The organism is Bradyrhizobium sp. 35, from assembly GCF_023073215.1.
GTDB lineage: Bacteria > Pseudomonadota > Alphaproteobacteria > Rhizobiales > Xanthobacteraceae > Bradyrhizobium > Bradyrhizobium canariense_D.
On the sequence record NZ_JADPJC010000053.1, the window covers coordinates 134,833 to 154,832 of the forward strand.

Below are 20,000 nucleotides of genomic sequence, written 5' to 3' on the forward strand. Positions count from 1 at the left end.
CCGACCGTGGATGGGGCCATGTGGCGCGCAGCCGTCGAGTTCCGGCCGCCACGGGCGGGAACCGCAGAGCGGCAATTTCGTTGATCCCGCAGACAAAGGCGGTGATCGACATGCCCGGCCAATATGACAAGCGCAGACTGAAGCTCGACTTGATGGTCGCCTGCTCGCTGTTCGCGGCAGGCGTCGTGGTGTCAGGCATGTCGCTGGCGCAAATCCGCGCCGAGACCCGGATGCAGACAGCCCAAGCGACGCAACCCCTTCAGGGCACGCCGTCCGACGATCAGAATAAGCCCGCGGAAGCCAAGCCCGGCGGCGACCGGCCGACCACGCCCGCCCCAGAGCCCGCGCGGCCCGAACCGCAGACGCAGGGCGCTGCCGGCGCGGCGAAACCAGCATTGCCGCCAGCCCCAGCCGAGAAGATCGCGCCGCCGATCGAGAGGAAGTAGGTTCTGCATCTACGCGGGTGCTGTCATCGTCCGCGAAGGCGGACGATCCAGTATTCCAGAGGCTGTGCGTGGATACGGAGATGCTGCGGCGTACTGGATGCCCCGCCTGCCGCTTACGCTAAAGCTTCGGCGCGCCTGGACCTCAACCTCGGCTAAGCCTTGGCGTAGCCGGGTCGCGGGGCATGACAGCAGTGGCCGTGGCGCGACGCCGCCTCACCGCACCAGAACATTCCGGAACTGCCAGGGATCGCTCGTGTCGATGTCCTCCGGGAACAGTCCCGGACGATCCGTCAGCGGCGTCCAGTCGGTATAAAAACCCTTCACCGGGCCGAGATACGGCAGCTGAATTTCCAGCAGACGATCGAAATCCATCTCGTCGGCTTCGACGATGCCCTCGTTCGGGTTTTCTAGCGCCCACACCATGCCGCCGAGCACGGCGGAGGTCACTTGCAGACCGGTGGCGTTCTGATAGGGCGCGAGCTTGCGGGTCTCTTCGATCGAGAGCTGCGAGCCGTACCAGTAGGCATTGTTGTCATGGCCGAACAGCAGCACGCCGAGTTCGTCGATGCCGTCGACGATTTCGTTCTCGTCGAGGATGTGGTGCTTTTCCTGCATCTTCGCGGCGCGGCCGAACATTTCATGCAGCGACAGCACGGCATCGTCAGCCGGATGATAGGCGTAGTGGCAGGTCGGCCGATAGACCGCCGTGCCCGATGCGTCGCGCACGGTGAAATAGTCGGCAATCGAGATCGACTCGTTGTGGGTGACGAGGAAGCCATATTGCGCGCCGCGGGTCGGGCACCAGGTGCGCACGCGCGTGTTGGCGCCGGGCTGCATCAGATAGATGGCAGCGCCGCAGCCGGCTTCGTGAGTCCGCGCATTCTCGGGCATCCATTTTTCGTGGGTGCCCCAGCCGAGCTCGGAGGGCTGCACGCCTTCCGACAGGAAACCTTCCACCGACCAGGTGTTGACGAAGACATCGGGCTCTTTCGGCTTCTTGGAGCGCTGGGTGTCGCGTTCGGCGATATGGATGCCCTTGATACCGGCCTGTCGCATCAAGTCCGCCCATTCGGCTTTGGTCTTCGGCTTGGGGGCATTGAGCTTCAGATCGGCGGCGACGTTGAGCAACGCCTGCTTGACGAAAAACGAGACCATGCCGGGATTGGCGCCACAGCAGGAGACGGCCGTCGTCGACCCCGCGGGGCGCGCCTTCTTGGCGGCCAGCGTCGCTTCGCGAAGGGCGTAGTTGGAGCGCGCCTCCGGGCCCTTCGACGAATCGAAATAGAAGCCGAGCCAGGGCTCGTTGACGGTGTCGATATAGAGAGCGCCGAGCTCGTTGCAGAGCTCCATGATGTCGGTGGAGCCGGTGTCGACCGAGAGATTGACGCAAAAGCCCTGGCCGCCGCCTTCGGTGAGCAGCGGGGTCAGCAACTCGCGGTAATTGTCCTTGGTCACACCCTTCTGGATGAAGCGCACATTGTGCTTCTCGCAATGCGCCTTGCGACCCTCGTCCTTGGGATCGATCACGGTGATGCGCGATTTGTCGTAATCGAGATGCCGCTCGATCAGCGGCAGCGTGCCTTTGCCGATGGAGCCGAAGCCGACCATGACGATGGGGCCAGTGATCTTCGCGTAGATCTGCGAGGCGGGGCTCATAGGATGGTTTCTCCGGAACGTGCTGGCGAGCAAATGGTGAGGGATGGCTCAGGTGCTGCGGCGCTTGGCAGTGGCTTCGATCTCGACTTTCATCTCGGGCTTGTAGAGCGCCGAGACGACGAGAAGCGTGGCGGCCGGGCGGATCTCGCCGAGGACTTCGCCGCAGACCGCGAAATGCGCGTCTGCGTTCTTGGCGTCGGTGAGGTAATAGGTGACGCGGACAATGTCGGCCATCTCGAAGCCGCCCTCCTTCAGGGCAGCTTCGATGGTCTTGAAGCAGTTGCGTGACTGGCTCGTGACATCGGCCGGCATCGTCATGGTGGTGTAGTCGTAGCCGGTGGTACCCGCGACGAAGGCGAACTCGCCGTCGATCACGGCGCGGCTGTAGCCGGCGGTCTTCTCGAACGGGGAGCCGGTGGAAATCAGGCGGCGGGACATGGTCGTAGGCCTCGACTGAAGAGGAATTTCGTGGGGTTTACGCAATTTGCCGGCCTGCGCAACCCCAAAGGAATGGAGCTTAACGCAGGCACAGCCGGGCGTTGCCGCTTAACGCGGCTAGGTCGTCGCCATCATGGCGATCCCTTAAGCCGCGCGCGCCTGGAGGGCGCGAACTACCCTCCGTTTGGGCAGGGCCGCACCAGTCGGGACGATCATCCCGGCGGCGCCGTCCAGCGCGCCTGTCGTGAATTCGATCGCCAGCAGGCGGTCGCGCTCGAACGGACCGGGCAGCGACAGCTCGCCGGTGTTGGCGGCCGAGAAGCCGAAGCGGGCGTAATAGGGGGCATCGCCGAGCAGGATCACGGCGGCATGCCCGCGCGCCCGGGCGGCAGCCAGCGCTTGTTGCATCAGCGCGGCGCCGATCCCGAGCTCGCGGCAGGCAGGGTCCACCGCCAGCGGTCCGAGGACCAGAGCGGGCCTGCCTCCGGCGCTGACGTGCCACAGCCGCACGGTTCCCACGAGCTTCCCCTCGCGCATCGCGGCCAGCGCAAGGCCGGCAGCGGGGGCGCGTCCGTCACGCAGGCGCTGACAGGTACGGCCATGGCGGTTCTCGCCAAAGGACGCATCGAGCAGCGCTTCACGCATCGCAACGTCGACAGCACGCTCCGCACGGATCGCGAACGGAGCGGCTTTCGAAGTGGGGTCAATTTGTGTCTTCCGAAGAGCAGTCATGGCGCGTCAGTCCCCGCTTGAAACTGACGTGCGCAAAGCACGCCGGTTCAAGGCGTCGTCAGAAATCGAAATGTCAGGGAGGGAGCCGGCAAGCCGGTTCCCGGGTTCGTCAGGCCTCAGACGCGAGGCGGATCAGATGTGGTAGGTTTTCAGCGGCGGGATGCCGTTGAAAGCCACCGCCGAGTAGGTCGACGTATAGGCCCCGGTGCCTTCGATCAGCAGCTTGTCGCCGATCTCGAGCGTCACCGGAAGCGGATACGGGTTCTTCTCGTACAGCACGTCGGCGCTGTCACAGGTCGGGCCCGCGAGCACGCACGGCGTCATGTCCGCGCCGTCATGCGGGGTGCGGATGGCGTAACGGATCGACTCGTCCATGGTCTCGGCGAGACCGCCGAACTTGCCGATGTCCAGATAGACCCAGCGCACCTCGTCCTCGTCGCTCTTCTTCGAGATGAGCACGACTTCGGACTCGATGATGCCGGCGTTGCCCACCATGCCGCGGCCCGGCTCGATGATGGTCTCCGGAATCTGGTTGCCGAAGTGCTTGCGCAGCGCGCGGAAGATCGAGCGCCCGTAGGTCACCACCGGCGGTACGTCCTTCAGGTACTTGGTCGGGAAACCGCCGCCCATGTTGACCATGGTCAGGTTGATGCCGCGCTCGGCGCAGTCGCGGAACACCTGCGAGGCCATTGCCAGCGCACGGTCCCACGCCTTCACCTTGCGCTGCTGCGAGCCGACATGGAAGGAGATGCCGCACGGCTCCAGGCCCAGACGCTTGGCAACGTCGAGCACGTCGACGGCCATCTCCGGGTCGCAGCCGAACTTGCGCGACAGCGGCCATTCGGCGCCGGCGCAGTCATAGAGGATGCGGCAGAACACCTTTGCGCCGGGCGCGGCACGGGCGACCTTCTCGACTTCGGCGGCGCAATCGACCGCGAACAGCCGAATGCCGAGCGCGAAGGCGCGCGCGATGTCGCGCTCCTTCTTGATCGTGTTGCCGAAGGAGATGCGGTCGGGCGTCGCACCGGCGGCCAGCGCCATCTCGATCTCGGCGACCGTCGCGGTGTCGAAGCAGGAGCCCATGGAGGCGAGCAAAGCCAGCACTTCCGGCGCCGGGTTCGCCTTGACGGCATAGAACACGCGGCTGTCGGGCAGCGCCTTGGCAAAGGTCTGGTAATTGTCGCGCACGACTTCGAGGTCGACGACGAGGCACGGCTCGGTGTCGAGGCCCTCGCTGCGGCGGTTGCGCAGGAATTCCTGGATACGGTCGGTCATAGCACTCTCCCAAACGGCCCAGCGACGGGGATCCGTTCAAAAAATGACGTCGGATAAGAGCGCTCCGGCCAGATCGCGCGATGGAGGCGCGACGAGCCAAAGACTCACATCAGACTGTGCTGCCGTGGATTGGTTGGGAATGTTCCCGCCCGCACACCTGGCAATGAAGGACAAGCCTTTTCAGTAGCCCGCGCCGGCGTTGGACTGCCGGTAGAGACCAAAAAAGCCCGATCCGTCGTTGCTTTAAGTCGCGTCCCCCGTTGAGAGCGGGGTGCGCCGGTTCGCCTCCGGCTGCCAGTCACGGTTGCAAAGAGCAAAGTCACCTTCGACAAGGCATCTCTTTGAGAGAGATGCTGGACGCTCCGGGTTTGCTTTCGTCTTCCGGCGATGAGCCTTCCGACTTCCACACTTCCGAAGAGCCCCTCGGCTTCTTCACCCCTTGGCGGCTGTCCGGCCTCTTGTCCGGATACCTACCGACTGACACACGACCACAGGCACGTGCGAAATTGGGCAATCCGCACATAAGTGTTTTGACTCTGCTTCGCAAGAGATTTTTTAGGCTGCGAACAGAATTGCCTAACATCTGCTTGCGCAGTGTTGCGCGCGCGACGCGAAAGATGAACGCGCGTTAAGTTTTCTGCGCGGCGCGCGTCACTCGCGAGCGTCCGCGCTTCAGCCGCGCTTCGTGAACGGCTCGACGCGTTGAGCGGCGCGGATGAAGGCCGTCATCACGAGCACGCCGAGCGCAAACAGCGTGGCCTGAAGGATGTGCGTGCCTTGCTCGCCCAGCCCGAACAGGATCGCGAGCGCCCAGCCGCCGGCAAACGCCGCGCCGAACACCTCGGCGCCGATCAGGATGGCGGCGCTGACGACGGTGATGACGCTCGGCCAGACGATCCGACGGGAAGACGAGGAGGTCGCGTTCATGAGCTCAGGGGTCCTAGGCTTGGAGGGCCGCAATCTCACCGAAAAGGCAGCCGGGAGCAAGGGCAAACGGCCCAAAAAAGCCCTATCGCGTGCTATAGCTGGCCGCAACAATCGAGCCACAAATCGGGACTTGTAATGTCAGAACCCCGCCAAACTACGGACTCCGAGACCAACCCGCTGCTGAAGGCGTGGGTGACGCCGTTTGCGACCCCGCCCTTCGACGAAATCAAGCCGGAGCACTTCCTCCCGGCCTTCGAGCAGGCCTTCGCCGACCACTCCGCCGAGATCGCAGCGATCACCAACGACCCGACCGCGCCCGACTTCGCCAACACCATCACGGCGCTGGAGCGCTCGGGCAAGCTGCTCAGCAAGGTCGCGTCGGTCTTCTACGACCTCGTCTCGGCGCATTCCAACCCGGCCATTCTGGAGATCGACAAGGAGGTTTCCTTGCGGATGGCGCGGCACTGGAATCCGATCATGATGAACGCCGTGCTGTTTGGCCGCATTGCCCAGCTACACGAGAACCGCGCCAATCTCGGTCTGACACCGGAACAGCTCCGCCTGCTCGAGCGCACCTACACCCGCTTCCACCGCTCCGGCGCCGGCCTCTCCGAAGAGGCCAAGACGCGGATGGCGGAGATCAACGAGAGACTCGCCCAGCTCGGCACCAGCTTCAGTCATCATCTGCTCGGCGACGAGCAGGAATGGTTCATGGAGCTCGGCGAAGCCGACCGCCAGGGCCTGCCGGAGAGTTTTGTCGCCAGCGCCAAGGCTGCGGCGGAAGAACGCGGCATGGCCGGCAAGGCCATCGTCACCCTGTCGCGCTCCTCGGTCGAACAGTTCCTGAAGAGCTCGGCCCGGCGTGACCTGCGCGAGAAGGTCTACAAGGCCTTCACCGCGCGGGGCGACAACGGCAATGCCAACGACAACAACGCGACCATCGTCGAGGTCCTGAAGCTGCGCGAGGAGAGCGCCAATCTCCTGGGTTATCCGACCTTCGCGGCCTACCGGCTCGAGGATTCCATGGCCAAGACGCCGGAAGCGGTGCGCGGCCTTCTGGAGCGGGTCTGGAAGCCGGCCCGGGCGCGGGCGCTCGCCGACCGCGACGACATGCAGGCGCTGATCACGGAGGAGGGCGGCAATTTCAAGCTCGCCCCCTGGGACTGGCGCTTCTATGCCGAAAAGCTGCGCCTTCAGCGCGCCAATTTCGACGACGCCGCGATCAAGCCGTATCTCGCGCTCGATCACATGATCGCCGCCGCCTTCGACTGTGCCACGCGCCTGTTCGGCGTCACTTTCGAGGAGCGCAAGAACGTGCCGGTCTGGCATCCGGACGTCCGGGTCTGGGAGATGAAGGGGCGGGACGGCAAGCACAAGGCGCTGTTCTATGGCGATTACTTCGCCCGGCCGTCGAAGCGCTCCGGCGCCTGGATGACCTCGCTGCGCGACCAGCAGAAGCTCGACGGCGAGGTCGCGCCGCTGATCCTCAACATCTGCAACTTCTCCAAGGGCGCGGACGGGGAACCCTCGCTGCTGTCGCCCGACGATGCCCGCACCCTGTTCCACGAGTTCGGCCATGGCCTGCACGGCATGCTCTCCAACGTGACCTATCCGTCGCTGTCGGGCACCTCCGTGTTCACCGACTTCGTCGAATTGCCCTCCCAGCTGTACGAGCATTGGCAGGAGCGGCCCGAGGTGCTGCAAAAGTTTGCCCGCCACTACCAGACCGGCGAGCCGCTGCCGGACGATCTGCTGCAACGGTTCCTGGCCGCGCGAAAATTCAACCAGGGTTTCGCCACGGTCGAGTTCGTCTCCTCGGCGCTGATCGATCTCGAATTCCACACCCAGCCGGCCTCCGCCGCGCAGGACGTCCGCGCCTTCGAGAGACGCGAGCTGGAGAAGATCGGCATGCCCGAGGAGATCTCGCTGCGTCACCGTCCGACGCAATTCGGTCACATCTTCACCGGCGATCATTATGCCGCCGGCTATTACAGCTACATGTGGTCGGAGGTGATGGACGCCGACGCCTTCGGCGCATTCGAGGAAGCCGGCGACATCTTCGATCCCGCCGTCGCAAAACGCCTGCACGACGACATCTACTCGAGCGGCGGATCGGTCGATCCGGAAGCCGCCTATGAGGCCTTCCGCGGCCGCCCGCCGGAGCCCGATGCGCTGCTGCGTCGCCGAGGTCTGCTTGACGCCCCGAAGGCGGCCTGATGGGCGTGCGCGCCCTGCTCGGGCTGCTGCTCGCCGCTGGCCTCACCTTTGTGGCCGGGGCGGCGCAGGCGCACCCGCATGTCTGGATCACCGCGACCAGCGAGTTGCTCTATGCCGCGGACGGCACCATCACCGGCGTGCGCCACGCCTGGACGTTTGACGACATGTTCTCGGCCTATGCCGTGCAGGGGCTCGAGAGCAAGACCAAGGGCGTCTATACCCGCGAGGAGCTCGGACCGCTGGCGCAGACCAATGTCGAGTCGCTGAAGGAATATGCCTACTTCACCTTCGCGCGAGCCGACGGCAAGAAGGAGCGATTCCAGGAGCCGGTCGACTACTTCCTCGACTACAAGGATACGGTCCTGACCCTGCACTTCACGCTGCCGCTGAAGAATCCGGTCAGGTCCAAGCAATTGATGCTCGAAGTGTTCGACCGCTCCTTCTTCATTGACTTCCAGATGGCCAAGGACAACCCGATCAAGCTGGTCGGCGCGCCCGCCGGCTGCCAGATGAAACTTGAGCGGCCGAGCGACGGCACCGCGAGTGCGCAGAAGCTCAACGAGCAGACCTTCATGAACGGCGAGAACTCCAATTTCGGCATGATGTTCGCCAACAAGATCACGGTGGATTGCCCTTGAAGTCGAAACTCTCCCCGCTCGCACGTGGGCTGCTCACCTGTGCCGCCGTTCTGCTGGTTGCGGGCGTGGCCGACGCGGCCCTCCACGAACTCGTCGCGCAGAACCCGTTTGGCGCACCAAGACCCGCGCGGGCGGCTGAGCCTGAGGCCAGTGGCCTCATCGGCTGGCTCTTGGCAAAACAATCGGAATTTTATCGCCAGATGTCGGCGACCATTCGCGCCGCCAAGTCCGACGGCTCGGCGGTGTGGACGCTGCTCGTCATCTCCTTTGCCTACGGCATCTTCCACGCCGCAGGGCCCGGCCACGGCAAGGCGGTGATCGCCTCCTATCTCGTCGCCAATCGCGAGACTGTCAGGCGCGGCATCGTGCTGTCGTTTGCATCCGCGTTGATGCAGTCGCTGGTGGCGATCCTGATCGTCGGTATCTCGGCCTGGGTGCTGAATGCGACCGCCAGGACCATGTGCAAGGCGGAAGGCGCGATCGAGATCGCAAGCTACGCCCTGATCGCGCTTTTCGGCCTGCGCCTGGTCTGGGTCAAGGGCCGCACCTTCATCCGTGCGCTGCAGGCGGTTCAGCCGGTGTCGGCGATCGCGGGCGTGCCGCATGACCATCATGATCACGGTCACCACCATCATGATGCGCATGATCATCATCGTCACGATCATGCGCACGCCCATCATCACCACGCGCATCACCACGTCCATGACGAGCATTGCGGCCATTCCCACGGCCCCATGCCGAGCGAGCTCGCCGGCCTCGGAGGCTGGGGACGCGGCTTTACCGCGATCCTGACCGTCGGCATCCGTCCCTGTTCGGGCGCGATCCTGGTGCTGGTGTTCGCGTTGGCCCAAGGCCTGTTCTGGGCCGGCATCGCCGCAACTCTGCTGATGGGGCTCGGCACCGCGATCACCGTCGCGGTCATTGCCGTGGTCGCCGTCTCCGCCAAGGACATCGCCGCCCGCCTGAGCGCCGGACGCGACGGCAACGGCGCGCTGTTCATGCGCGGCATCGAATTCGCCGCCGCCGGCCTCGTGCTGCTGTTCGGTGCAGGCCTGTTGTTGGGTTACATCGCGGCCGAACGGACGACGTGTTTCTGAGTTTTTCCCTCTCCCCTTGTGGGCGAGGGTGGCTCGCCGCGTAGCGGCGAGACGGGTGAGGGGTTGTCTCCGCGAGCGATCCTCTTGCAGCTGCGTTCGCCGATAGAACCCCTCATCCGGCGCTTCGCGCCACCTTCTCCCACAAAGGGAGAGTCACACCGGCAAGAACTGCTTCAACGCCGGCATGAAGAAGATCCCGAGATTGATCGCAAAGCCGATGCTCCAGAGGATGGAGCGCAGCGTCGGGCGGTTCCCGAGATAGGTCAGCAGATAGGCGATCCGTACGATCAGGAACAGCACCGCGAGCTCGTCGATCATCCGCTGCGGCGAGTCCCGGAATTCGGCCAGCAGCACCGCGAAGGCGAAGAACGGAAAGGTCTCGATACCATTCTGGTGGGCGCCGAGCGCGCGCTGCGCGATGGCCTCTTCGTAGAAGGCGGGATCGCGCGGGCGTGAATTGTCGAACCCGCGAAACCTGATCCATTTGACCGAGACGATCGTCACCAAATAGAGCAGCAACGCTCCGGAGACGCACCATTCCGCGAGTGTCATCTTTCCTCCCCCGCCTCGGTGCGACCCTAGCGAAACCGGCCTGATCTTGACAAGCTCGGGGCAACGCGCGACCCAACGAGCATGACAACCCTAGCCCCTCTCAAGACCACGAAGCCGCTGCCTCAGTCCGGCCAGCCGCGCGTCGGCGTACTCCTGGTCAATCTCGGCACGCCCGATACCGCCGACGCGCGCGGCGTGCGGGTCTATCTGAAGGAGTTCCTCTCGGACGCCCGCGTCATCGAGGATCAGGGCTTGATCTGGAAGCTGGTGCTGAACGGCATCATCCTGCGCACCCGCCCCCGCGCCAAGGCGCGCGATTATCTCAAGATCTGGAACACCGAGAAGAACGAGTCGCCGCTCAAGACCATCACGCGCTCGCAGAGCGACAAGCTCGGAGCCATGCTGTCGGACCGCGACCAGGTCACGGTGGAATGGGCTATGCGCTACGGCAATCCCTCGATCAAGTCGGGCGTCGATGCGCTGATTGCGAAGGGCTGCGATCGCATTCTTGCCGTCCCCCTCTATCCGCAATATTCCGCCGCGACGTCGGCCACCGTCTGCGATGAGGTGTTTCGCGTGCTTGCGCGGCTGCGCGCGCAGCCGACGCTGCGGGTGACGCCGTCTTACTACGAGGACGAAGCCTATATCGAGGCGCTCGCCACCTCGATCGAGACGCATCTGGTGAGCCTGTCGTTCAAGCCAGAGCTGATCGTCGCCTCCTTCCACGGCATGCCGAAGGCCTATGTCGACAAGGGCGACCCCTATCAGGACCAATGTGTGGCGACCACCGAGGCGCTGCGGCGCCGGCTCGGCATGGACGAGACAAAGCTGCTGCTGACCTTCCAGTCGCGCTTCGGATTCGACGAGTGGCTGCAGCCCTACACTGACAAGACCATGGAGCGTCTGGCGAAAGAGGGCGTGCGCCGTATCGCGGTGATCACGCCGGGTTTTTCCGCCGACTGCCTGGAGACGCTGGAGGAGATCGCGCAGGAGAATGCCGAGATCTTCAAGCACAATGGCGGGGAGCAGTTTTCCGCGATCCCCTGCCTCAACGACAGCGACCCCGGCATGGATGTGATCCGAACGCTGGTGCTGCGCGAGCTCCAGGGCTGGATATAGTGAGCCTGGATCCGAGGAGCGCCCCATGAACCGCCGCGAGGTTCTGGCGCTTCTTGGGGTGACCACGATGCTGCCGGCCTCGGTGCTGGCGCAAGCGAATGCGACGCGCCGGCTCGGCGTGCTCTCGGTCACTGCGGCGGACGATGCGATCGGGCAGACGCGTAGCGCGGTCCTGGTCGAGGCGCTTGCCGGCCATGGCTGGAAGGAGGACGGCAGCCTTGAGATCGATTGGCGCAACGGCGGCGGCGACCGCGCGCGGATCGCGCAACTCGCCGACGAACTCGTGGCGCTCAAGCCCGACATCCTGCTTGCGGTCGGCACGCCCTCAGTGGAGGAGCTGCGCCAGCGCACGACGACGATCCCGATCGTTTTCGCCGTCGTCACCGATCCTGTCAGCCAGGGCTTTGTCCAGAATCTCGCCCATCCCGGCGGCAATATCACCGGCTTCACCGATTACGACGGCCCGCTGGCCGGCAAATGGCTGGAGATGCTTACGCAGGTCGTGCCAAAGCCGTCACGCGTTTCCGTCGTCTACAATCCCGCCACCGCGCCGTTCGCGCCGCTGATGCTGCGGACGATCGAAGACGCCGGCCGCGCGCTCGATGTGACGGTGGTGCCCGCGCCGGTCCATGACACGGCCTCGATCGCCGCCCTGGCCTTGCGGAAAGACGGCGGCCTGCTGGTGCTGCCGGATTTCTTCACCATGTCCAACCGTGCGCTTCTCCTGGCAGCCATCAATGAAGCGCGCGTGCCGGCGGTGTTCTGGAGCCGGACCTTCGTCGACGAGGGTGGCTTGATGTCCTACAGCACCGACAGCGCCGAGCAGCTCCGCCGCGCCGCCACCTATATCGATCGCATCCTGAAGGGTGCGCGAGCGGCCGACTTGCCGGTCCAGAATCCGACCACGTTCGAGCTGGCGATCAACTTGAAGACGGCCAAGGCGATCGGCGTCACGCTTCCGCCAAGCCTGCTCGCAACCGCGAACGAGGTCATCGAGTAGGATTTGGCTGCGACCGCCGGATTCGTTAACGTCGTCGCTAGGTGTGCGCCAGCACGCTTTCAAGAGCGCCTCGCAAATACATAATCGCGACCATTCCCTCTCCCGGTGTCTTGTGTAGAATCCTACCGATGCCGAAATCAGGCACGACCGCTGAGCCTTGAATCCTTCTGAACTCTTTACTGAATACTTTACTGAACCCTTGGGGTCGTGATCCCGACCAATGACAGCGCGGAAAAGGCCTTTTCCCGCCAATCTTTTCCGCCTTGGAGGAAATATGAGCGGTTTCGACATTTTCGCGATTGTTCTGGTCTTGCTCGTCATCGTCACGCTGGTGGCCGGCGTGAAGACGGTGCCGCAGGGCTATGACTGGACCATCGAGCGGTTCGGCAAATACACCCAGACGCTGAGCCCCGGGCTCAATCTGATCGTGCCCTATTTCGATCGCGTCGGACGCAAGATCAACATGATGGAGCAGGTGATCGACATTCCCGAGCAGGAGGTGATCACCAAGGACAACGCCACCGTGACGGTCGACGGCGTCGCCTTCTTTCAGGTGTTCGATGCCGCCAAGGCGAGCTACGAGGTCTCTAACCTGACCCAAGCCGTCACCGTGCTGACCATGACCAACATCCGTTCGGTGATGGGCTCGATGGATCTCGACCAGGTGTTGTCGCACCGCGACGAAATCAACGAGCGCCTGCTGCGTGTAGTCGATGCCGCCGTCTCGCCCTGGGGCCTCAAGGTCAATCGTATCGAGATCAAGGACATTGTGCCGCCGGCGGACCTCGTCGAAGCCATGGGCCGACAGATGAAGGCCGAGCGCGTCAAACGCGCCGACATCCTTCAGGCCGAAGGTGCACGCCAGTCCGAGATCCTGCGCGCAGAGGGTGCCAAGCAGGGCCAGATCCTCCAGGCGGAAGGTCGCCGCGAGGCCGCCTTCCGCGACGCCGAAGCACGCGAGCGGTCGGCGGAAGCTGAGGCCAAGGCGACGCAGATGGTCAGTGAAGCCATTGCCAAGGGCGACGTCGCGGCGCTGAACTACTTTATCGCCGACAAATATATCAAGGCGTTCGGGCAGTTTGCGGACTCGCCGAACCAGAAGATCATCATGCTGCCGATCGAGGCCACCAGCATGCTCGGCTCGCTCGCCGGCATCGGCGAGATCGCCAAGGCGACGTTCGGCGAGAGTGCTGCATCCGCCGCTGCCGCCGCTCGTCGCGGTTCGGTGCCGACGACTGGGAGCACGCCCCCGGCGGTGCCGCCGCGGCAGGGGTAAAGCGCATGCCCCGGAAAAGTGGACACCGGTTTTCCGACAAGGGCATGCGCCATTTCAAAGAGGTCGTGTCATGACCGACATGTTCGTATCGCTCGGCACCTGGAACTGGCTGATCTTCGGCTTCATCCTGATGGCGCTGGAGGTGCTGGCGCCGGGAGTCTTCCTGTTCTGGCTCGGGCTCGCCGCGCTGCTGGTCGGGCTGATCTCGTTCGGAGTGGCGATATCCTGGCAGATCCAGCTCGTGATGTTCGCGATCTTCGCCGCCGCCGCCGTGCCGGTTTGGCGTCGGCTCGCCCGGCCGAAGCCGGATGCAATTGCCGCCAGCCCCTTCCTCAACAAGCGCGCGGATGCGCTGCTCGGCCGCGAGTTCACGCTGGAGAAGCCGATCGTCGACGGCAACGGCACCATGCGCATCGGCGACACCGTCTGGCGCGTCGCAGGTCCCGATACGCCGGCGGGCACGCGTGTGAAGGTGGTGCAAGTGGACGGCGCGAATCTGACGGTGGCGGCGGCTTAGTCCACCGTCATTGCGAGCGCAGCGAAGCAATCCAGACTGCTGCCGGTGGAAAGATTCTGGATTGCTTCGCTTCGCTCGCATGACGAGCTAGTCGGGACGGCATCGCCAGACTTACGCGCCGCTCTTGCTGCGCCACCGCTCCGCAAACCTATGCAGCGGCATGAACGTCTCGCACAAGTCCCGCCCGAGCGCCGTCAGCGCGTAACCGCCGGCTTCGCCGAGCTCCACGAACCCGGCCTCGCGCAAATCGTCCAGCCGCGCCTGCAGCACCGTCGGCGAGGCCTCGTCGCAGGCGGTGCGCAATGCGCGCGAGGTGAGGGGGGCGTCGCGCAGCTCCCACAGGATTCGCAGGCTCCAGCGTCGTCCGAGGAGGTCGAGCAGCACCATGATCGGCCGCCCGCTGCGCGGGCCACGGACGCCGCGCGATCTCGAAGTGGTCTGTTTCGCCATCGTCGCCCCCTTGCGCGGTGCTACAAATAGTGTAGCTTCATGCTACGTTAAATGTAGCAAGAGAGGCGGCCAATGTCCCCGGTCACAGCGCGCATTGCCCCGCTCACCCCGCCTTATCCCCCGGAGATCCAGGCCCAGTTCGACCGCATCATGCGCGGCGCGCCGCCACTGCTGCTGTTCCGGGTCATGGCGGGCCACACCCGCGCCTGGGACAAGTTTCGCGCCGGCGGCTTGCTCGATCCCGGACCGCTGTCGCTGCGCCAGCGCGAGATCGTGATCGACCGCACCTGCGCGCTGAACAAATGCGAATATGAATGGGGCGTGCATGTCGCGGTCTTTGCCGGGCCGGCGAAACTCACCGAGGAGGAAGTGCGCGCCACCGTGCAGGGTGATGCGGCGTCGTCGTGCTGGTCCCCGGCCGAGCAGACGCTGATCGCCGCCGTCGACGCGCTGCATCACAGCGCGACGTTTGACGACGCTGAGTTCGCTGCGCTGTCGGCGCATTACGACGAGGCGCAGATCCTGGAGATCATGCTGCTGTGCGGCTTCTACCGCACGGTCTCGTATCTGGCGAACGGACTGCGGTTGCCGCTGGAGGAGACGGCGGCAAGATTTCCTGCGCCGCTCTAGCCGCCGTCGTTGCGAGCGTAGCGAAGCAATCCAGAGTCTTTCCGCGGTGGCACTCTGGATGTTTCGCTGCGCTCGCAATGACGGTGAGTGGCTCCCTACGCCACGCCTGCCCGCAGCAGATCGTGCAGGTGCACGATGCCCACCACCTTGTCCGCCTCGGTCACGACCAGCGTCGTGATCTTGCGGGTGTTGAGCACCTCGATCATCTCGGTGGCCAGCATCGAGGGCGGTACGGTTTTCGGCTGCCTGGTCATGACGTCGTCGACCGACGCCGTCAGCAGGTCGGGCCGCATGTGGCGGCGCAGATCGCCGTCGGTGATGATGCCGAGAGCCTCGTTCGCCTCGTTGACGATGCAGACGCACCCCAAACCCTTGGCGGACATCTCCATCACCGCGTCCGACATCTTGGTGCCGAGCGGCTTGACCGGGATTTCCGCACCGGTGCGCATGTAGTCGCGGACGAATTTCAGCATCGCCCCTAACTTGCCGCCGGGGTGGAAATGCGCGAACTCCAGCGCGGTGAAGCCGCGGCCTTCGAGCAGCGCGATCGCAAGCGCATCGCCTATCGCGGCCTGCATCAGGGTCGAGGTGGTCGGCGCCAGATTGTGCGGGCAGGCCTCGCGCGCCTTCGGCAGCTCGATCACGACGTCGGCCGCTTGTCCCAGCGAGGATGCCGCGTTCGACGTCACCGCGATCATCGGGATTGCGAATCTTGCGGAATAGTTCACGAGAGTCTTCATCTCCGGCTGCTCGCCGGACCAGGACAGCGCCATGATGACGTCGTCGGTGGTAATCATGCCGAGGTCGCCATGGGCGGCTTCGGCGGTGTGCACGAAGAAGGCGGGCGTGCCGGTCGAGGCCAACGTTGCCGCGATCTTGCGGCCCATATGGCCCGACTTGCCGAGCCCGGTGACGATGACGCGGCCCTTCGCGTTGCGGATCAGATCGACCGCCTGGGCGAAGCTCGCGCCAAGCGGGCCGCGCAGGGCGGCGGCGAGCGCGTTGATACCGCCGCTCTCCGTTTCCAGCGTGCGGAGTGCGGATTCGACGCTGTCGGGAATGGGGCCGGATGATTGGGTCATCAGCGGTTTCGAACTCGGCATGTTCTGGTCCAGGAGGAGGGGCCTTCGCCCGTTGGCGCCTGCTTAACACGCCGCGGCCTTCGAGGCGACGAGCCCGACCCGACCCTCAACCGGTCGTTAACCATAATTGTTTTAACTCCATTAACGATAGTTCCCGCCGATCGGTGGGGACAATCGCGAAAGTGTTTGATTTCGTTGGAGTTCTTCCATCGTGGGGTCGTCTCCAGGCACGAGCCGGAGCAAACGCGCGCATTTCCTGCGCGCGGCTTTGCCGTGCTTTGCGCTGACGGTCCTCGGAAGCGCCCCCGTGGCCGCCCAGAGCCTCACCCCCGACCTGTTCAGTCCCAACCGCGGTGGCTTCGCTTCGCCCGACACGCTGCCGACGCGCCGCACCGCGGGCGTTCCGCAGGCACCGTCGGATGCGCTGCCGGCGCTGCCCGATCCCAACTCCGACTTTCGCAAGCGCCAGCAGACGCCGGCGCGCCCATGGCAGAACCCGACGAACCAAAACGCGACCAGCCAGGTCCCGACCTATGGCCTGCCGGCCGCCAACGGTGCGAGCAGCTCCGGCTACGACTCGCTGAACCGCAAGCGGCAGCAGCCGAAGTTCTATCCGGGTCAGCCCAAGCCGAAGCGCCCTGCTGGTCCCGGCTCGCGGGCGCCGACCACTACGCCGCCGCCATCCACGCTCGGTTCGCCGAAGATCGCGCCGCCCCCGTCCGCCTCCGCCAACAAGGCGCCCGTGCCGGCGGCGATGGCGGGCACCGTGCCCGGCCAGCCGCTACGCCGCCGCCTCAAGGCCGATGACGATGCGTTCGGCGCGGTCGGCGACTATGCCGGCAGTTTCCTGATCAAGGGCGGGCTCGAGCTCTCCACCGGTTACGACACCAATCCGGCGCGTCTGAACAAGCCGGTCGGCTCGCCGGCCTATGTGGTTGCACCCGATCTCCTCGTGGCGTCCGATTGGGAGCGCCACGCGCTGGTCGCGGATCTGCGCGGCTCGTTCTCGGGCTACACCAACAACATGCCGGCGACGATCGACGGCTTTGCCTCGCCTTCGCCGGTCGAGGTCGACCGCCCCGACTTCAACGGCCATGTCGACGGCCGCCTCGACGTCAATCGCGATCTCAAGCTGACCACGCAGCTGCGCCTGCGGCTCGCCACCGACAATCCCGGCAGCCCGAACGTGCAGGCCGGCCTGCAAAAATATCCTGTTTATGCCGCCTATGGCACGACCGTCGGCTTCGACCAGAGCTTCAACCGCTTCCAGATCGCGGCCGGCGCCACTGTCGATCGCACCGCCTACACCAACTCAAAACTGACCGACGGCTCGACCTTCAGCAACGACGATCGCGACTTCAACCAGTATGGCGGCGTCGGACGCTTCTCCTACGATCTCAAGCCGGGGCTGAAGCCATTCGTCGAGATCCAGGGCGACACCCGCGTCCATGACCTGGCCGCCGACCGCAACGGCTATTTCCGCGATTCGAACGGCGGCTACGCCAAGGTCGGCACGTCCTTCGAGTTCTCGCGGATCCTCATCGGCGAGGTCTCGGTCGGCTATTCCGCGCGCAACTATGTCGACCCGCGCCTGAGCCAGCTCGCGGGCTTCCTGACCTCGGGCTCGCTGATCTGGAGTGCAAGCGGCCTCACCACGGTGAAATTCGCCACCGACACCCAGATCGCCGAGACCACCGTCCCCGGCTCCTCCGGCGTGCTGGTGCACACCTACGGGGTCGAAGTCGATCACGATTTCCGCCGCTGGCTTACGGCAGTGGGCAAATTCACCTACGGCACCTACGACTATCAGGGCCAGAATCGTAACGACAAGACCTACTCGTTCGAAAGCAATCTGATCTACAAGCTCAACCGCAACATCTGGATCAAGGGCACGCTCCGCCACGACATCCTGGATTCGAACCAGCCGGGGTCAAGCTCGCAGGCGACGGTGGTGATGGTCGGGGTGAGGTTGCAGAATTAGAGGGGAGGCCCCGTGGCGGCTCGGATTACTTTGGACATCAACTCGGCTGGAGTATTCGAGCTATGGCTCAATCCCGAAGGCCGAGACCTTCTCGTCAAGGAACTGCTCGCCCTGAGCGAGACCAACGACCACTTTCACCTGATGCCCAGTGAAGTAGCCTCGGACGTCGAAGTTTCGGCGCGTCCCTATCGGCCGAACGACAAGCTTCTCGAATACGGTAAGGTGCTGTTCCGGCTTGACGAGTGGGACGCACAGCACTTTCCGCACGTCTTGGGCTAAGGCCCCGTCGCTCTCGCCATCTACTCCGCCGTCATGCCCCGCGAAGGCGGGGCATCCAGTACGCCGCGGCTTCTCGGTAAATCACAACTGTTTCGGAATACTGGATCGCCCGCTTTCGCGGGCGATGACACCGTTTGTAAATCTGACAGCGAGCCAAGCAACTACCGCGGCAGATCCGTCTTCCCCATCAGGAACGTATCGATCGACCGGGCACACAGCCGGCCCTCGCGGATGGCCCAGACCACCAGCGACTGGCCGCGGCGCATGTCGCCGGCGGTGAACACGTTGGGGCGTGAGGTCTGATAGTCCAGCGTGTTGGCCTTGACGTTGCCGCGGGGGTCGAGCTCGACCGAGAGCATCTTGAGCAGGCCCTCGTGCACGGGATGGACGAAGCCCATCGCGAGCAGGACGAGGTCGGCGTCGAGTTCGAACTCGGTGCCGGCGATCGGCTTGAACTTGTCGTCGACGCGCACGCAGTGCAGCTTCTTGACCTTGCCGTTCTCGCCGGTGAACTTCTGCGTCAGCACGGCGAATTCGCGGATCGCGCCTTCGGCCTGGCTGGAGGACGTCCGCATCTTCAGCGGCCAGTTCGGCCAGGTGAGGCCCTTGTTCTCGTGCTCCGGCGGGGCGGGCATGATCTCGAGCTGGGTCACGGAGAGCGCGCCCTGGCGCAGCGAGGTGCCGATGCAATCGGATCCGGTGTCGCCGCCGCCGATGACGACGACATGCTTGCCACCGGCCAAAATCTCCTGGACGCCGTTCAACGGTTCCTCCGACACGCGGCGGTTCTGTTGCGGCAGAAAGTCCATGGCATAGTGGATGCCGGCAAGGTCGCGGCCGGGAATCGGGAGGTCGCGCGGGGCTTCGGCGCCGCCGGTCAGCGCCACGGCATCGTACTCGTTGAGCATCTCGCGTGGGTCGACATTGCCGTCGGCGCCGACATGGCTGTTGTAATGGAAGGTGACGCCTTCGCCTTCCATCTGCGCGACGCGGCGGTCGATGATGCCCTTCTCCATCTTGAAGTCGGGGATGCCGTAGCGCAGCAGGCCGCCGGCCTTGGCGAACTTCTCGAACAGATGCACGTCGTGGCCGGCGCGCGCGAGCTGCTGCGCGCAGGCCATGCCGGCCGGACCGGAGCCGATCACCGCGACCTTCTTGCCGGTCTTATGGGCGGCGATTTCGGGCTTCAGCCAGCCATTGTCCCAGGCGCGATCGACGATCGCGCATTCGATGGTCTTGATGGTGACGGGGTTGTCGTCGATGTTGAGCGTGCAGGACGCCTCACACGGCGCCGGGCAGATGCGCCCCGTGAACTCCGGGAAATTGTTGGTCGAGTGCAGATTGCGCGAGGCTTCTTCCCAGTTGCCCTGATAGACGAGGTCGTTCCAGTCCGGGATCTGGTTGTTGACCGGGCAGCCGGGCGTGCCGGGCGAGACCGAGCCGGTGCCGTGGCAATAGGGAATGCCGCAATTCATGCAGCGCGCGGCCTGGTCGCGCGTTTCCTTCTCGGAGAGGGGAACGACGAACTCGTGGAAATGCTTCACGCGCTCGGCGACCGGGGTGTACTTGCGGTCATGCCGTTCGATTTCGAGAAAACCCGTGATCTTGCCCATTAAACCCGAAGTCCCTGCCGCTTAAATTCGTTGTGTTTCTCTCTCGTCGTCATTGCGAGGAGCGTGAGCTTCGAA

The 20,000-nt window shown here is 64.6% G+C and carries 20 protein-coding genes; 11 read left to right on the forward strand and 9 right to left on the reverse strand.

The window, feature by feature from the left end:
- The first annotated feature begins 110 nt into the window (after window positions 1-110).
- Complete coding sequence (locus IVB36_RS10975) at window positions 111-446, forward strand: hypothetical protein (RefSeq protein ID WP_026232509.1); 336 nt, start codon at window positions 111-113, stop codon at window positions 444-446.
- Window positions 447-659: 213 nt separating this feature from the next.
- Here the strand turns inward: IVB36_RS10975 and IVB36_RS10980 are convergent, their stop codons facing one another.
- From IVB36_RS10980 to IVB36_RS11000, 5 genes are all read right to left on the reverse strand, one after another.
- Complete coding sequence (locus IVB36_RS10980) at window positions 660-2,102, reverse strand: homospermidine synthase (protein ID WP_018453318.1); 1,443 nt, start codon at window positions 2,100-2,102, stop codon at window positions 660-662.
- 48 nt (window positions 2,103-2,150) lie between these two features.
- Window positions 2,151-2,540 carry a RidA family protein gene (locus IVB36_RS10985; protein WP_018453319.1) on the reverse strand — a complete coding sequence of 130 codons (390 nt, stop codon included), beginning with the start codon at window positions 2,538-2,540 and terminating at the stop codon, window positions 2,151-2,153.
- Window positions 2,541-2,684: 144 nt separating this feature from the next.
- Window positions 2,685-3,272: an N-acetyltransferase gene (locus IVB36_RS10990; protein WP_026232510.1), complete on the reverse strand. Its 588-nt coding sequence runs from the start codon at window positions 3,270-3,272 to the stop codon at window positions 2,685-2,687.
- Window positions 3,273-3,404: 132 nt separating this feature from the next.
- On the reverse strand, window positions 3,405-4,547 hold the full coding sequence (locus tag IVB36_RS10995) for a type III PLP-dependent enzyme (protein ID WP_018453321.1): 1,143 nt from the start codon (window positions 4,545-4,547) through the stop codon (window positions 3,405-3,407).
- Window positions 4,548-5,219: 672 nt separating this feature from the next.
- Window positions 5,220-5,474 carry a hypothetical protein gene (locus IVB36_RS11000; protein WP_018453322.1) on the reverse strand — a complete coding sequence of 85 codons (255 nt, stop codon included), beginning with the start codon at window positions 5,472-5,474 and terminating at the stop codon, window positions 5,220-5,222.
- 135 nt (window positions 5,475-5,609) lie between these two features.
- Between IVB36_RS11000 and IVB36_RS11005 the strand changes: the two genes are divergently transcribed.
- The 3 genes from IVB36_RS11005 to IVB36_RS11015 are packed head-to-tail and all read left to right on the forward strand — an operon-like array spanning window position 5,610 to window position 9,426.
- Window positions 5,610-7,691 carry a M3 family metallopeptidase gene (locus tag IVB36_RS11005; RefSeq protein ID WP_018453323.1) on the forward strand — a complete coding sequence of 694 codons (2,082 nt, stop codon included), beginning with the start codon at window positions 5,610-5,612 and terminating at the stop codon, window positions 7,689-7,691.
- Window positions 7,691-8,329, forward strand: coding sequence for a DUF1007 family protein (locus IVB36_RS11010; protein ID WP_247299312.1), 639 nt, complete (start codon window positions 7,691-7,693; stop codon window positions 8,327-8,329). Before IVB36_RS11005 ends, IVB36_RS11010 begins: the two co-directional genes overlap by 1 nt.
- Window positions 8,326-9,426, forward strand: a complete 1,101-nt coding sequence (locus IVB36_RS11015) for a nickel/cobalt transporter (protein ID WP_018453325.1) — start codon at window positions 8,326-8,328, stop codon at window positions 9,424-9,426. The genes IVB36_RS11010 and IVB36_RS11015 overlap by 4 nt, the downstream gene beginning before the upstream one ends.
- A 153-nt stretch (window positions 9,427-9,579) precedes the next feature.
- Here IVB36_RS11015 and IVB36_RS11020 read toward each other — a convergent pair whose 3' ends face one another.
- Window positions 9,580-9,978 (reverse strand): MAPEG family protein, encoded by a 399-nt coding sequence (locus IVB36_RS11020; protein WP_247391484.1) that lies wholly within the window; start codon window positions 9,976-9,978, stop codon window positions 9,580-9,582.
- A gap of 81 nt (window positions 9,979-10,059) precedes the next feature.
- Between IVB36_RS11020 and hemH the strand changes: the two genes are divergently transcribed.
- From hemH to IVB36_RS11040, 4 genes are all read left to right on the forward strand, one after another.
- Window positions 10,060-11,097, forward strand: coding sequence for a ferrochelatase (hemH, locus tag IVB36_RS11025; protein ID WP_018453327.1), 1,038 nt, complete (start codon window positions 10,060-10,062; stop codon window positions 11,095-11,097).
- 25 nt (window positions 11,098-11,122) lie between these two features.
- Complete coding sequence (locus IVB36_RS11030; RefSeq protein ID WP_018453328.1) at window positions 11,123-12,097, forward strand: ABC transporter substrate-binding protein; 975 nt, start codon at window positions 11,123-11,125, stop codon at window positions 12,095-12,097.
- A 274-nt stretch (window positions 12,098-12,371) separates the two neighbouring features.
- Window positions 12,372-13,373 carry an SPFH domain-containing protein gene (locus tag IVB36_RS11035; protein WP_007615156.1) on the forward strand — a complete coding sequence of 334 codons (1,002 nt, stop codon included), beginning with the start codon at window positions 12,372-12,374 and terminating at the stop codon, window positions 13,371-13,373.
- Between the two features lie 70 nt (window positions 13,374-13,443).
- Window positions 13,444-13,890 carry an NfeD family protein gene (locus IVB36_RS11040; protein WP_007597152.1) on the forward strand — a complete coding sequence of 149 codons (447 nt, stop codon included), beginning with the start codon at window positions 13,444-13,446 and terminating at the stop codon, window positions 13,888-13,890.
- A gap of 111 nt (window positions 13,891-14,001) precedes the next feature.
- Here IVB36_RS11040 and IVB36_RS11045 read toward each other — a convergent pair whose 3' ends face one another.
- Complete coding sequence (locus tag IVB36_RS11045; protein WP_204512442.1) at window positions 14,002-14,340, reverse strand: helix-turn-helix domain-containing protein; 339 nt, start codon at window positions 14,338-14,340, stop codon at window positions 14,002-14,004.
- Window positions 14,341-14,412: 72 nt separating this feature from the next.
- Between IVB36_RS11045 and IVB36_RS11050 the strand changes: the two genes are divergently transcribed.
- On the forward strand, window positions 14,413-14,970 hold the full coding sequence (locus tag IVB36_RS11050; protein ID WP_018453330.1) for a carboxymuconolactone decarboxylase family protein: 558 nt from the start codon (window positions 14,413-14,415) through the stop codon (window positions 14,968-14,970).
- Window positions 14,971-15,065: 95 nt separating this feature from the next.
- On the opposite strand, the gene IVB36_RS11055 is transcribed toward IVB36_RS11050, so the two are convergent.
- Window positions 15,066-16,073: a KpsF/GutQ family sugar-phosphate isomerase gene (locus IVB36_RS11055; protein ID WP_166520846.1), complete on the reverse strand. Its 1,008-nt coding sequence runs from the start codon at window positions 16,071-16,073 to the stop codon at window positions 15,066-15,068.
- Between the two features lie 190 nt (window positions 16,074-16,263).
- Here IVB36_RS11055 and IVB36_RS11060 point away from each other — a divergent pair, with 190 nt between their 5' ends.
- Window positions 16,264-18,033, forward strand: coding sequence for an outer membrane beta-barrel protein (locus tag IVB36_RS11060; protein WP_247299314.1), 1,770 nt, complete (start codon window positions 16,264-16,266; stop codon window positions 18,031-18,033).
- A gap of 12 nt (window positions 18,034-18,045) precedes the next feature.
- Complete coding sequence (locus IVB36_RS11065) at window positions 18,046-18,312, forward strand: hypothetical protein (protein ID WP_018453333.1); 267 nt, start codon at window positions 18,046-18,048, stop codon at window positions 18,310-18,312.
- 161 nt (window positions 18,313-18,473) lie between these two features.
- On the opposite strand, the gene IVB36_RS11070 is transcribed toward IVB36_RS11065, so the two are convergent.
- Window positions 18,474-19,925, reverse strand: a complete 1,452-nt coding sequence (locus IVB36_RS11070; RefSeq protein WP_018453334.1) for a glutamate synthase subunit beta — start codon at window positions 19,923-19,925, stop codon at window positions 18,474-18,476.
- Window positions 19,926-20,000 lie beyond the last annotated feature (75 nt).